At 73.5% G+C, this 11,654-nt stretch carries 14 protein-coding genes; 6 read left to right on the top strand and 8 right to left on the bottom strand.

Features of this window, described 5'->3' with window-relative positions:
- Position 1 precedes the first annotated feature (1 nt).
- Positions 2-736, top strand: a complete 735-nt coding sequence (locus tag BLS21_RS09730) for a dihydrofolate reductase family protein (RefSeq protein WP_091217060.1) — start codon at positions 2-4, stop codon at positions 734-736.
- On the opposite strand, the gene BLS21_RS09725 is transcribed toward BLS21_RS09730, so the two are convergent.
- The 4 genes from BLS21_RS09725 to BLS21_RS25105 form a co-directional block, all read right to left on the bottom strand.
- Positions 711-1,112 carry a DoxX family protein gene (locus BLS21_RS09725; RefSeq protein ID WP_139177075.1) on the bottom strand — a complete coding sequence of 134 codons (402 nt, stop codon included), beginning with the start codon at positions 1,110-1,112 and terminating at the stop codon, positions 711-713. The two genes, BLS21_RS09730 and BLS21_RS09725, sit on opposite strands and share 26 nt — an antisense overlap.
- A gap of 2 nt (positions 1,113-1,114) precedes the next feature.
- A complete protein-coding gene (locus BLS21_RS09720) occupies positions 1,115-1,501 on the bottom strand; it encodes a type II toxin-antitoxin system VapC family toxin (RefSeq protein ID WP_091217055.1) in 387 nt (128 codons plus the stop codon).
- Positions 1,498-1,731, bottom strand: coding sequence for a type II toxin-antitoxin system Phd/YefM family antitoxin (locus BLS21_RS09715; protein WP_091217053.1), 234 nt, complete (start codon positions 1,729-1,731; stop codon positions 1,498-1,500). The genes BLS21_RS09720 and BLS21_RS09715 overlap by 4 nt, the downstream gene beginning before the upstream one ends.
- A 75-nt stretch (positions 1,732-1,806) precedes the next feature.
- A complete protein-coding gene (locus BLS21_RS25105) occupies positions 1,807-1,950 on the bottom strand; it encodes a hypothetical protein (protein ID WP_175479521.1) in 144 nt (47 codons plus the stop codon).
- Positions 1,951-2,230: 280 nt separating this feature from the next.
- Between BLS21_RS25105 and BLS21_RS09705 the strand changes: the two genes are divergently transcribed.
- The 5 genes from BLS21_RS09705 (at position 2,231) to BLS21_RS09685 (ending at position 7,827) form a co-directional block, all read left to right on the top strand.
- Entirely contained in the window at positions 2,231-2,593 is a 363-nt protein-coding gene (locus BLS21_RS09705) for a DsrE family protein (protein WP_091217047.1), read from the top strand.
- 49 nt (positions 2,594-2,642) lie between these two features.
- Positions 2,643-3,722, top strand: coding sequence for an ATP-dependent DNA ligase (locus tag BLS21_RS09700; RefSeq protein WP_091217045.1), 1,080 nt, complete (start codon positions 2,643-2,645; stop codon positions 3,720-3,722).
- Between the two features lie 105 nt (positions 3,723-3,827).
- Positions 3,828-5,384: an alpha/beta hydrolase gene (locus tag BLS21_RS09695; protein ID WP_091217042.1), complete on the top strand. Its 1,557-nt coding sequence runs from the start codon at positions 3,828-3,830 to the stop codon at positions 5,382-5,384.
- An 87-nt stretch (positions 5,385-5,471) separates the two neighbouring features.
- On the top strand, positions 5,472-6,533 hold the full coding sequence (locus BLS21_RS09690) for a DNA polymerase domain-containing protein (protein WP_091217039.1): 1,062 nt from the start codon (positions 5,472-5,474) through the stop codon (positions 6,531-6,533).
- Between the two features lie 529 nt (positions 6,534-7,062).
- Positions 7,063-7,827, top strand: coding sequence for a hypothetical protein (locus BLS21_RS09685; protein ID WP_091217037.1), 765 nt, complete (start codon positions 7,063-7,065; stop codon positions 7,825-7,827).
- Positions 7,828-8,006: 179 nt separating this feature from the next.
- On the opposite strand, the gene BLS21_RS09680 is transcribed toward BLS21_RS09685, so the two are convergent.
- The 4 genes from BLS21_RS09680 to BLS21_RS09665 form a co-directional block, all read right to left on the bottom strand.
- A complete protein-coding gene (locus BLS21_RS09680) occupies positions 8,007-9,350 on the bottom strand; it encodes a GntP family permease (RefSeq protein WP_091217035.1) in 1,344 nt (447 codons plus the stop codon).
- Between the two features lie 470 nt (positions 9,351-9,820).
- On the bottom strand, positions 9,821-10,279 hold the full coding sequence (locus tag BLS21_RS09675) for a hypothetical protein (RefSeq protein ID WP_139177074.1): 459 nt from the start codon (positions 10,277-10,279) through the stop codon (positions 9,821-9,823).
- Between the two features lie 117 nt (positions 10,280-10,396).
- A complete protein-coding gene (locus BLS21_RS09670; RefSeq protein ID WP_091217030.1) occupies positions 10,397-10,930 on the bottom strand; it encodes a DoxX family protein in 534 nt (177 codons plus the stop codon).
- Between the two features lie 5 nt (positions 10,931-10,935).
- Complete coding sequence (locus BLS21_RS09665) at positions 10,936-11,451, bottom strand: hypothetical protein (protein ID WP_175479520.1); 516 nt, start codon at positions 11,449-11,451, stop codon at positions 10,936-10,938.
- Positions 11,452-11,654: the final 203 nt, after the last annotated feature.

The following is an 11,654-nucleotide window of genomic DNA, read 5'->3' as shown; positions in this document are numbered from 1 at the left end:
CGTGCGCCGGCTGCTGCCCGGGGCGGGCGGGGAGGCCGCGGCGCACCTGGACGACGACGCGCTGGTCGAGGCCTACCGGCTGCCGGCCGGGCGGTCGCTGCGCGTGGACTTCGTGGCCTCGCTGGACGGCTCGGTCACGGTGCAGGGCCGCAGCGGCGGCCTCGGATCGCCCGGCGACAAGCGGGTGTTCCGCACGCTGCGGGCGCTCGCCGACGTCGTCCTCGTCGGGCACGGGACGGCGGCGGCCGAGGGCTACCGCCCGGTGGACGCCGACCCGCAGGTCGGCCGGCTGCGGACGGCGCTCGGCCGGCCGGCGTCGGCACCGGTCGCCGTGGTGTCCCGGCGGGCGTCGCTCGCGCCCGGGGACCGGCTCGCCGTCCCGTCGACCGTCCTGGTCACCTGCGCGGCCGCGGACGCCGGCCGGCGGGCGGCCCTGGCCGACGCCGGCGTGACCGTGCTGGTCTGCGGGGAGGACGACGTCGACCTGCCCACCGCGCTGGACGCGCTCACCGAGCGGGGCCTGGAGCAGGTGCTGTGCGAGGGCGGGCCGGCGCTGCTGTCCGCGGCGCTGGCGGCCGGGCTGGTCGACGAGCTGGACCTGACGATCGCGCCGGCGCTGGTCGGCAGCCCGGACCGGCTGCTGGCCGGCGCGCTGGGCGACGTCGTCCGCCCCCGGCTGGTACAGGTGCTCGAGGAGGACGGCGTGCTGTTCACCCGGTACGCGGTCGAGCGGTAGCCCGCCGGGCGACCGCCGCGGCCCAGGCGACGTAGCCCAGGTTGACGAGCACCCGCGCCGCGACGCCGACCGGCCGGTCGAACGCCCGCTGCGCGGTGTGCCGGTGGCGGAGCGGCTCGAGGTGCGCGGGCAGGTAGGTCGTGATGAGCGCGGCGGTCGCCCACCCGCCGGTCCGGCGGGTCGCCGGCGCCGCGACGAGGACGCCGGCCGCGACGTCGGCCAGCCCGCTCACCGCGACCAGCGCGGACCGCGCCGGCAGCCACGACGGCACCAGGCCCCGGTAGTAGCCGGGCGTCGTGAAGTGGGTCACCCCGCTGACCACCATGAGCGCGGCCAGCGCCCACGCCGCCGGGGCGTCCACCCTCGTGCGGGGCACGGTCAGCCCACCAGCCGGACGGCGTCGCCGTACGCCGTGAGCCGCGCGTCCGCGGTGAGCAGCACGGCTCCCTCGGCGACGGCCTGGGCGACGAGGAGCCGGTCGAACGGATCGCGGTGGACGTCGGGCAGGTGCTCCACCGCGGCGGCGTGGTCGGCGGTGACCGGTAGGTGGTCGAGCACCAGCTCGGTCGTGACACGCCGCGTCCACGTCCGGACGTCGGACCGGAGGGAGAGCTTGCCCAGGCCCTGCTTGATCGCGAGCTCCCACACGCACACCGCCGACACCAGACGCACGTCGGCGTCAGCGAGCAGATCGACGCCCGATCCGAGCCGTTCCGGAGTGGTGGCGGCCCACACCAGCGCGTGGGTGTCGAGGAGGACCCTCACTCCTCGCCCTCGAACGCCCGCTGCAGCTCCTCGGGGAGCTCGTCGAAGTCGTCGGCGATCCACACGTTGCCGCGGTCGAACCCGAAGTTCGGCGTCCGTCGCGCGGGACCGACCAACCTGGCCACGACCTTGCCGCGATTGGTGATCTCGACCTCCTCACCCGCGGCGACCTTCTCGAGCAGCCGCGACAGGTGCGTCTTGGCCTCGTGCACGCCGACGGATGTAGCCATGTGACTTAGTCTACTCGGCCGGGAACCCGCTCGAGGAGGACGACGTGCCGTCCACCCGGCACGGGGTGCGCTGACCTACCGGACGCGGACGGGCACGGTGATCTGGTCGGTGTCCACCTCCTCGACCGGCTCCAGCCCGGCCACCTCGCGCACCCGGGACAGCGGGAAGGCGCGCACCGCGGCGGCGTGGTCGGCGCGAACCGGGAGCTGCTCGGGCACCGACTCGGCCGTCGCGCGCCACGGTCGGCCCCGCTGAGGCTCGGCCTGCACTCGGACCGCCGCCCTCGCGGTGCGGTCACCGCCCCCGCGCTGCCGCACGAGGACGGTCACCGCGACGTGGGACCCGATCGCGGTCGGCCGGCGGCCGGCCGGGCCCCGAGGGGGACGGTGCGCCATCCACCCGGAACGCCATCGGACGCTGCCGCGGGACCTCCGACTCCTGCGCCGGGCACCCGGCCGCCCCTAGCGTCCGCCTCCCCGACCGTGCGGAGGAGGAGCCATGGGCAAGGCAGTGGTCAGCCTGAAGACCGGACTCGAGGACCCGGAGACGGTCACCGTCGCGATGCTCATGGCCGTGGGGGCGGCCGAGTCCGGACGTCCGACCGCGGTGTTCCTGGCCAAGGAGGCCGTGCGGCTGGCCCTGGACGGCGTGGCCGTCGGGACCGCCTGCGAGGGCTGCCCCCCGTTGACCAGCCTGTTCGAGCGCTACGCCACGGCCGGCGGGCGGCTGTTCGTCTGCCCGATCTGCTTCAACGCCAAGCAGCTCGACGCCGCCGGGCTGGTCAAGGGCGCCGAGCTCGCCGGCACGGTTCCCCTGTGGGAGTGGATCGGCGACGAGGGCGCCACCACCTTCAGCTACTGAGCCGGCCGCACGCCGCCGTCCGCCGGCGGTGACTGCTTGACTGACCGGCATGGACCTGCCCCTGCTGCCGCCGGTGAAGCCGATGCTGGCCAAGGCCGTCACCAAGGTGCCCACCGCCGAGGGCACCTTCTATGAGCCGAAGTGGGACGGCTTCCGGTGCATCGTCTTCCGGGACGGCGACGAGGTGGAGCTGGGCAGCCGCAACGAGCGCCCGCTGACCCGCTACTTCCCCGAGGTGGTCGAGGCGGTCAAGGCGGCACTCCCCGAGCGCTGCGTGGTCGACGGCGAGATCGTCGTCCCCGACGGCGACCGGCTGCACTTCGAGGCGCTGCTGCAGCGCATCCACCCGGCCGAGTCGCGCGTCCGGCTGCTCGCCGAGCAGACGCCGGCGTCCTTCGTCGCCTTCGACCTGCTGGCGATCGGCGACGAGTCGCTGCTCGAGGTGCCGTTCGCGCAGCGGCGGGCCCGGCTGCAGGAGGTCGTCACCGTCACGGAGTCGGTGCACCTCACGGCGATCACCCAGGACCCCGACACCGCCCAGCGCTGGTTCGAGGAGTTCGAGGGCGCCGGGCTGGACGGCGTCGTGGCCAAGGCCGCCGACCTGCCCTACGGCCCCGACCAGCGGCTGATGACCAAGGTCAAGCACGTGCGGACGGCGGACTGCGTGGTCGCCGGCTTCCGCTGGCACAAGAGCGGGCCGATCGTGGGGTCGCTGCTGCTGGGCCTCTACGACGACTCCGGCGACCTGCAGCACATCGGCGTCGCGGCGTCCTTCCCGATGGCCCGGCGGGCCGAGCTGGTCGAGGAACTGGCGCCCTACCGGGCCGAGGCGCTCGACGGGCACCCGTGGCAGGACTGGGCGAACGCGGAGGTCGTGAACGGGGCGAACGGCGAGGAGCACCGGATGCCCGGCGCGCAGAGCCGCTGGAACGCCGGCAAGGACCTCTCCTGGGTGCCGCTGCGCCCGGAGCTGGTGGTGGAGGTCAAGTACGACCAGCTGGAGGGACGGCGGCTGCGGCACACCGGCCAGTTCCTGCGCTGGCGACCCGACCGGGAGGCGCGCAGCTGCACCTACGACCAGCTGGAGGTGCCGGTGCGCTACGACCTGGCGGAGGTCTTCGCCGGCTGAGGGCGACACCGCGACGTGACGGTGGCGTGACCCTCGGCTGAGGACCCGTCACCCGGTCGGGGGCGTGTCTGCGCCGCCCGGCCGGGCCTCATACCCTCGGGACCCATGCGCCTGTCCCGCGGTCTCATCGCCGCTGCCTCCGGCCTGCTCGTGGCGGTCTCCGGCTGCACCTCCTCCGAGGACACCGCGGCGGACTCGTCGGCCTCGGCGTCCTCGGCACCGGCCGAGCCGCAGGCCGCGGAGATCGCCTGGAGCGACTGCGACGCCCAGATCACCGAACTGGTGGCCGGCACCCCGGGCAGCGAGCGCGACCTGGTCTTCGAGTGCGGCCGCACCGAGGTGCCGATCAGCTACGACGAGCCGCAGGGCGCCACGCTGCCGCTGTTCCTGGTCCGCGCCCGCTGGGCCCAGCAGGCCGACCGCATCGGCTCGCTGGTCATCAACCCCGGCGGCCCGGGCGCCTCCGGCGCCGACGCCGCGATCGGCTCGGCGCTCACGCTGCCCGAGGACGTGCTGCGCCGCTTCGACGTCGTCGGCTTCGACCCGCGCGGCGTCGGGCTGTCCACGCCGGTCGAGTGCATCCCGCCGGACCTCAAGGACCGGATCGTGGCCTCCGAGCCGCGGCCGGCCACGCCCGAGCAGGTCGACGAGGCCTTCGCGCTGCAGCAGGAGATCGCCGACGGCTGCGCCGAGGAGTACCCCGACTCGCTGGGCACCTTCAACACCGTCGACACCGCGCGGGACATGGACCTGCTGCGCGAGTCGCTCGGCGACGAGCAGCTGACCTACCTCGGCTACTCCTACGGCACCACCCTCGGCTCCACCTACGCCGAGCTGTTCCCCGACCGGGTGCGGGCGCTGGTGCTCGACGCCGCCGTCGACCCGGACGCCGACCCGCGGGCCGACGCCGAGCAGCAGTCGACCTCGCTGGAGGCCAGCTTCGACGCCTTCGCGGCCAACTGCACCGGCCTGGTCGCCGGCTGCCCGCTCGGCCCGGACCCGCGCCGCTTCGTGGAGGAGCTGCTGGACCAGGCGACGACGGCGCCCATCCCCAGTGCGCTGGCCGGCGAGACCCGCCAGGCGACGCCGGGCGTCATCATGACCGCCGTCGTCTCGGCGCTGTACGACACCGGTCGCTGGCCGCAGCTGGCGCAGGGTCTGGCCGCCGCCCGCAACGGCGACTCGCAGCAGGTGTTCTCACTGGCCGACGCCTACTGGGGCCGGCTGCAGGACGGCACCTACACCAACCTGATGGACGCCAGCGTGGCGATCAACTGCGCCGACACGGACCCGGCGACGGCGGTGTCCGAGGAGGAGATCCGCACCCTGGCCACCGAGTGGGGCCAGCGCTTCCCGCTGTTCGGCGCCGGCTCGGCCGTGGGGCTGAACAACTGCACGGTGTGGGAGGCCGAGCGCACGCCCCTCCCCGAGCGGGACGCCGAGGGTGCGGCGCCGATCCTGGTGGTCGGCAACTCCGGCGACCCGGTGACCCCGCTGCCCGGCGCGGTCGACATGGCCGAGGACCTCACCTCCGGAGTCCTGCTCACCTGGCAGGGGCAGGGCCACACCGCCTACCCGAAGACCCCCTGCGTGACGGGGGCGGTCAACGCCTACCTCATCGACCTGGTGGTGCCGCAGGACGGGCTGACCTGCCCCGCCTGAGTGGTGGCGCCCCGGGACGGGCTGACGTGCCCGGTCCGAGCGCCCTAGGGTGCGCCGGGTGATCACTTCCGCGGGATCGGGTCGCTGATGGCGTCGTCGAAGGACGCCGTCCTGCTGCAGGTCGACGGGCACGAGGTGCGGGTCTCCAGCCCGGAGAAGCCGTACTTCGCCGAGCGGGGCATCCGCAAGATCGACGTCGTCGAGTACTTCATCGCCGTCGGCGGCGGGATCCTGCACGCGCTGCGGGACCGACCGACGACGCTGGAGCGCTGGCCGGGCGGGGTGTTCGAGGGCGCGCGGCTGTCCACCCGCACGGACAACACCGGCGACGCCTTCTACCAGAAGCGGGTGCCCAAGAACGCCCCCGACTGGGTGCCGACCGCACACATCACCTTCCCCAGCGGGCGGACGGCGGACGAGATCGCGCCGGACTCGGTGGCCGTCGTCGCCTGGTGCGCGAACCTGGGCACGCTGACGTTCCACCCGTGGCCGGTGTCGAAGTCCGACGTCGAGTCTCCCGACCAGATCCGCATCGACCTGGACCCGCAGCCCGGCACCGACTTCTCCGACGCCGTCCGGGTGGCCCCGCACGTGCGCGAGCTGCTGGCGGAGTTCGGCATGCAGGGCTGGCCGAAGACCTCCGGCGGCCGCGGCGTCCACGTCTACGTCCCGATCCAGCCGCGCTGGACCTTCCCCGAGGTGCGCCGCGCGGTCATCGCCTTCGGCCGCGAGCTGGAACGGCGGATCCCCGACCGCGTGACGATGTCGTGGTGGAAGGAGGAACGCGGCGAGAAGATCTTCATCGACTACAACCAGATGGCCCGGGACCGCACGATCGCCTCGGCCTACTCCATCCGGCCCAAGCCGCACGCCCCGGTCTCGGCGCCGGTCGACTGGGACGAGCTGCCCGACGTCCACCCGACCGACTTCGACGTGCTGACCATGCCGGCCCGTTTCCGCGAGGTCGGTGACAAGCACGCCGGGATCTCCGACCACGCGTTCGGCATCGAGCCGCTGCTCGAGCTGGCCGAGCGCCAGGCGAAGGACCAGGGCCTCGGCGACCTGCCCTATCCCCCGGACTACCCGAAGATGCCGGGCGAGCCCATGCGGGTCCAGCCGAGCCGCGCCAGGCGTCCGACCGCCGACTGAGCCCGGCGACGGTGCGGCCCCGCACGGCGCTCACCCCCCGGACGACCCCCGCGGATGGCCATCCGGTTGGAGGACCTGCTGGCGTCCTCCTCCAGCTCGTCGGCCACTGTTGGTCGGCGTCTGACGTCGATGGCGGTTCGTCGGTCGTGGATCGGTCGCCTCAGCGACCGATCGTCCTCCACCTCGCTGCCCCTGGGGGCGGCTCCAGGCCACACCGTGCGTCAATGGCGTCCCGCTCCCGGTCCTCGGCAACGGCGTGTGCCCGAGATCCCGGATCCGGACGTCGTCCCGGCCCCCCGCGGGCGCGGCACCTGCTCGATCCCAAGCGTCCCCGGACCGCCGAGCCGGCGTCGAGCCGCGGCCCTCGTCGGACGGCCTGCGCGAACCGATCGGCAGGACGGCGACGACCGCGACGCCGACCGGGGCTCCGTAGCAGTCGGTGACCCGGCCGACGGTCGGACGCCGTCGTCCCCCTCCCGGAGCGGCCCGCTGGCATCCTCCGTGCGTCACCAACGGACAGGAGACCGACATGACCAGCGGTTTCACCTTCCCCAAGCCGGAGTTCGACATCGAGTCGACCGTCGAGCGTGCGATGGCACTGATCAACCGGACTCTCCAACCCTCCCTCGAGGAGGCCCAGCAGGTCGTCGACAAGGCCCGTGCGGGCAAGCCCCTGGTCGCACCGGGGGACCTGGTCGGCCAGGTGACACGCGGCAACCGGATCAGGGCGGCGCGAGCGGTCTCCTACTCCCTGCCGTCGATCCTCCCCGGTTACGGGACGGCCATCTCGGCTGCCGCACTCCCGGTCGCGTTGAGGGAGGTCCTCAAGGAGGCGGTGAGCGCGGCGATCAAGGTCGGACTGCTCCACGACAGGGACCTCACCGACCCCGAACTGACCCGTATCGCCGTCCTGCTGGTCCTCACCGACGGCGCGGTCAGGCTCGACAAGACCGGCCGGATCCGTCCCGAGGCGATCCTCGGGCCCCACGCGTCCCTGCTGCGGCGAGCCGCCGCGTACGACGCTCTGGCGGCGCTGACGGCCAAGGAGCGGCAGGAGATCGCCGCCTCGCAGTCGGAGATCCTCCGGGCATGGGCGCTGGCGGTCGGACCGCCGCTCCTCGCCGGGCTGTTGCCCTTCGGCCTGGGCCCCATGGCCGCCGCGAACTACGTGCAGCACGTCCTGAAGGGGACGGTCACGGCCGCGACGCGGGTCTTCGGACCCGCCACCCCCGCGCCCGTGACCGTCGAGGAACTCCCCGACCGTGAGGTCCAGCAGGACGATCCCCGACCCTGAGGCGGCGGCACGCCAGCCGTCGCCGGCTGCGCCGGTCCCGGGTCACGACTTCGCGCCCGGGACTGGCGCAGGTCCTGGATGAACCACTCCGAAGATCCGCTGCCCGATCGCGGCCGACCGCTGGACCTGGCCGATGTCGCCGCCCGCACCCGGCTGCGGCTGGCCCGCCGGCTGGCCGCCTACGCGATGAGCGCCACCGCCATGACCATCGGCAGCGAGACGACCGAGGCGACGGAGGTGACCATCGTCAGGGTCTTGAAGGTGCCCTGGGTCGACAGCCCCAGCAGCGACTTGTACATCCAGAAGAAGTTGCTGTTGACCTGGAGCGCGAACATCGCGCCCGAGGCGATGGCCAGGCCGATGACGAGCGGCGAGACGTTGATCGACCCGAGCACCGGGCCGATGATGCCCGCGGCTGTGATGGCCGCCACCGACACCGATCCGATCGCCAGGTGCAGCACCGCCGCGATGAACCAGGCGAGCAGGATGCTGAGGATGACCGGTGCCCCTGCGTCGGCGGTGAAGAGGTCGGCCAGGATCGTGTCCAGCCCGGTCTCCCCGATGACGGCACCCAGGGACCCGCCGATGCCGGTGATGAGGAGGATCGCGCCGGTGGTGTGGAAACCCTCGCTCATCGCCACGTCCGTGCCCTCCGAGCCCAGGGTGCGCCGGCAGAGCACGTAGGCGCCGACCAGGCCGACGAAGAGCGCGAAGTTGGCGTCGCCGAGGAAGGCGATGAAGTCGTTGGAGAACTCCAGCAGTTCGGCGAAGGCACCGAACGCGATCAACACGAGCGGCACCAGGATGGGCAGCAGGCAGACCAGCAGCGGGGGCGTCGCGCTGTCCTCCTCGACCAGCTCGGTGGTCTCCTGCTCGACCATCGCCTCGTCGACGTGCTCGTCCCTGGCCTCGTTCCAGTAGCGGCCACGCAGGAGCAACCGGAAGACCAACGTCGTGACGATCGCGGTCAACGGCCCCAGCACGAGGCCGTAGATCAGCCAGGTGCCGAGCGGGATCCCGAGCAGGCCCGCGATGGAGACCGCGGCCAGTCCCGGGATCACGAAGACGTAGCCGGCGAAGATCCCGGTCCCCAGCGCACCGGACATGTGTGGCAAGCCGGTCCGGCCGATGAACGGCGCGGTCGAACGCGCCACCGGAGAAGCCAGCACGACCTGCACGTCCACGTAGATCGAGGGGAAGATCGTCGACATCGCCGCCGTCAAGGCATAGGGGAGCCGGTGCGCGCCGACACGGTCGACGAGCAGGGTCACCATCTTCCGGAAGGCGCCGATCGCATGCAGCATCGCCCCGATGAGCACGCCGAAGCCGATGAGCAGGCCCACCTCGCCCATGATCTCGCCGAAGCCGGTGGCGATCGCCGTCAGCGTCGCCGTGAAGCCGACACCGGTCGCGAGACCGAGATAGAGCGACCCGATGATCAGCGAGATCACCGGGTCGACCCTGACCTTGATGATGAGCAGCACGATGACGGCGATGGCTATCGCGGTGTGAAGCACGACCATGACCTGCTCCTCGGGGTACGGGGAGTGGCGAGGTCAACGGCACCGTCGCCACGTCGACCCCACACCTTGGCACCGATCGTGCGCCGCAGCCGGACCGGCACGGGTCGATGCGGTCGGCGGCCGGCCCGGTTGCCACCTCCGCGGTGTGGCTGCACGCGCTGGAACAGCCCCGCCCCCGAGGGTTCGAGCGGTCGCCGACGTCCCGGGGGACCACACGGTCAGGACGGCGGAACGTGGACCTGCGGCCCCTGGACCCCCGGACGTGCGCAGTGGGTCCCGGGGCGTCCGCCCCGGCACGGCCGGCGGCGGGCGATGGAGCCAGGTGGCACGTGCGCCGGACGGCGGTGGGGGCCGCTGCCCAGGCTGGCGGCGTGTTCCTCCTCTTCAGCGTTGCCCCTGCAGGATCCGTCGGCGACCGGCTGAGGCGGATCGGGCTGGTCCTGGCGGCTGTCCAGGGGCGCCGGGAGGGATCAGACGGACGCGAACAGGCGGTGCGGGTCCGCGTCACTCAGGTCCATGATCTCGGCCAGCAGCTCGAGCGTGTCGGCATCCTGGCGGCTGATGGAGCGACCGAACGGCCCCCGCGCCCGCGCGACCCCTTCGCCGACGGCGAGCAGGGCAGACCTCATCGAGCTCGCGGCACCGGCGCCGAGCCCGGCCGACACCGTCGCCGCCGCGAGCAGGCCGGTGGTGACGGGGCGGCCGTCCCGCTCGTACGCCGCCACGAGGTCGGGATCGTCCAGCGCCGCCCGGAGCGCCTCGCCGCCGAGCCCGGCGGTCGTCGGCAGCGTGACCCGAACGGCGTCCCGGATCGCCTCCAGCTCCCAGGTCTCCAGCCGCGTCCGGCCGACCAGTGCGCTGGACATCCACAGCGGCGCCAGCCGCAGAGTCCGCTGGTCCGATGGGGCGAGGGTCCCGTACAGGGTCACCGGTTCCTCCTCGGTGGCGACGTCGTCCGCGGTGGGCGCCCGCTGGTACCAGCGTGCCGCTCCTCGGCGACCGCGGTGGAGCACCCGCGGGTGCCGCCCGGACGAACCGGTCCCCCTCTACCTCTCCGCCCGGGAGGCCACCGGCGAGACCTCCCCGGCCCGAGGGGTCCTGCCGACGAGCCTGTGCGCCGCAGCGCGCAACTGCTGGAGGTCCCACTCGGTGCTCCACAGCGCCCAGGCGACGAACAGCACCTGGAAGGGCAGTCGCAGCCAGGGGTACCAGCCCCCTGGCTGCCCCTCCACCTCGATGCCTGCGACCGCGACGTACACGTTGGCCGGGAAGACGGCGACCAGGTAGACCGCGAGCGCGAGCCCGGCGCGGCGCCGCCACGGCTGGCGGAGCAGGAGGCCGAGGCCGAGGCCGATCTCGATCACACCGGTCGCGAGGACGAGGGCCTCCGCGGCGGGCACCCACGGCGGCAGGTGCTGGACGAAGGGGGTCGGCATCACCCAGTGGGCCACCCCGGCGAAGACCATGGCGGTGGCCATGCCGAGGCGAGCCGCTCGGCGGGCGGAGCGGCGTCCGGACGACGGCCACAGGACGAGCGCGGCCACCACGGTCGCGAGCGCGAGCACGACGAGGAAGATCATGAGGATCAACCCATCGGAGGTGTGGGCGAGGAGGCACGGGGATGCGGGTCACGCGGGGCCGGCGGCGCGAGTGCCTCGGGTGACGGTGACCCGCCCCGGGCCGACGGGGACGTGGTCCCCCGAAGCAGGCCGACGGCGAGGGTGAGCATCCCCGACACGAGGACGACCGCCCCGGCGTAGGCGAGGTGGATGACCGCGCTGGGCTCTCGGTCCTGCGGCATCAGGACGGACAGGAAGAACGCCACGGGCAGCAGGACGGCCGCGGTGGGGAATGCGAGCCGCACGAACCAGCGGGCGCGCTCGGACAGCCTGGTCTCGTCGACGTAACGGAGCGCGACCAGGGACAGGAGCAACAGCACGCCCGCGTGCGCGTGACCGGCGCGCCACAGGTCCTGCCGCAGCGGGTTGTCGCGGTAGCCCGGGTCGCCGATCAGCAGGCTCAGCACGCTGACCCCGCCGATGACGACCGTGGGAAGGACGATGAGGACGATGCCGGCGACCCGGCGGGACTCCGGGCTCATGCCGCACCTCGCTCCGTGTCACCGGCCGGGCTCAGCGGCCCGCCGGACGCGGCAGGAACCCTCACGACGGCGTCACCCACCAGGGGGACGGAGACCGGGTCGACCGGGCAACCGGTGGTCGGTTCGCCCGACGCATCGCGGGATCGCCGAGTCACCCCGCCCGCGCGCCGGGCCGGCCGGCGGGACGGGTGTGCAGCCGCACC

The organism is Geodermatophilus siccatus (genome assembly GCF_900103785.1).
In the GTDB taxonomy this organism is placed as follows: Bacteria; Actinomycetota; Actinomycetes; order Mycobacteriales; family Geodermatophilaceae; genus Geodermatophilus; species Geodermatophilus siccatus.
The sequence above is the reverse complement of the archived record's forward strand: the minus strand, read 5'-3'. Positions and strand labels throughout refer to the sequence as shown.

Coding starts and splice junctions, on each gene's coding strand:
- BLS21_RS09715 (WP_091217053.1), bottom strand. CDS start 1,731: ATGGCTACATCCGTCGGCGTGCACGAGGCCAAGACGCACCTGTCGCGG.
- BLS21_RS09705 (WP_091217047.1), top strand. CDS start 2,231: ATGGGCAAGGCAGTGGTCAGCCTGAAGACCGGACTCGAGGACCCGGAG.
- BLS21_RS09700 (WP_091217045.1), top strand. CDS start 2,643: ATGGACCTGCCCCTGCTGCCGCCGGTGAAGCCGATGCTGGCCAAGGCC.
- BLS21_RS09695 (WP_091217042.1), top strand. CDS start 3,828: ATGCGCCTGTCCCGCGGTCTCATCGCCGCTGCCTCCGGCCTGCTCGTG.
- BLS21_RS09690 (WP_091217039.1), top strand. CDS start 5,472: ATGGCGTCGTCGAAGGACGCCGTCCTGCTGCAGGTCGACGGGCACGAG.
- BLS21_RS09685 (WP_091217037.1), top strand. CDS start 7,063: ATGACCAGCGGTTTCACCTTCCCCAAGCCGGAGTTCGACATCGAGTCG.
- BLS21_RS09680 (WP_091217035.1), bottom strand. CDS start 9,350: ATGGTCGTGCTTCACACCGCGATAGCCATCGCCGTCATCGTGCTGCTC.
- BLS21_RS09670 (WP_091217030.1), bottom strand. CDS start 10,930: ATGATCTTCCTCGTCGTGCTCGCGCTCGCGACCGTGGTGGCCGCGCTC.
- BLS21_RS09665 (WP_175479520.1), bottom strand. CDS start 11,451: ATGAGCCCGGAGTCCCGCCGGGTCGCCGGCATCGTCCTCATCGTCCTT.